At 73.5% G+C, this 464-nt stretch carries 1 protein-coding gene; it reads right to left on the bottom strand.

Annotated features, from left to right (window positions below; genetic code table 11):
* Positions 1-464: histidinol dehydrogenase (locus RM590_RS35565; RefSeq protein ID WP_311708950.1), on the bottom strand; the 464-nt coding region annotated here is incomplete at both ends.

A 464-nucleotide genomic window follows, 5' to 3' on the forward strand; every position in this document is an offset into this window, starting at 1 on the left:
GCGAGACGGGGGCCCAGGGGCCGACGAAGATCGCTCCGGCGTTGCGGACCCGGTCGGCGACGGCGGCGGCGTCGGCGGTCTGGATCTCCAGGTGCTCGGCCCCGTACGCGTCGACGACCTTGAGGCCGTCCTCGACGGAGGAGACCAGGACGATCGCGGACTGGCGCCCGGCAAGCGCGGGCTCGATGCGGTCGGTGACGTGCTTGGTGGCGGCGACCTGGGGGATCAGCTCCGCCTCGGTGGCGGCGGCCAGCTCCTCGGAGTCGGTGACCAGGACGGCGGCGGCCATCGGGTCGTGCTCGGCCTGGCTGATCAGGTCGGCGGCCACGTGCACCGGGTCGGCGGTGTGGTCGGCGAGGATCGCGATCTCGGTGGGCCCGGCCTCGGCGTCGATACCGATGCGGCCCTTGAGGAGGCGCTTGGCGGCGGCCACATAGATGTTGCCGGGGCCGGTGACCAGGTTG

Source organism: Streptomyces litchfieldiae, from assembly GCF_031845365.1.
Classification (GTDB): domain Bacteria; phylum Actinomycetota; class Actinomycetes; order Streptomycetales; family Streptomycetaceae; genus Streptomyces; species Streptomyces litchfieldiae.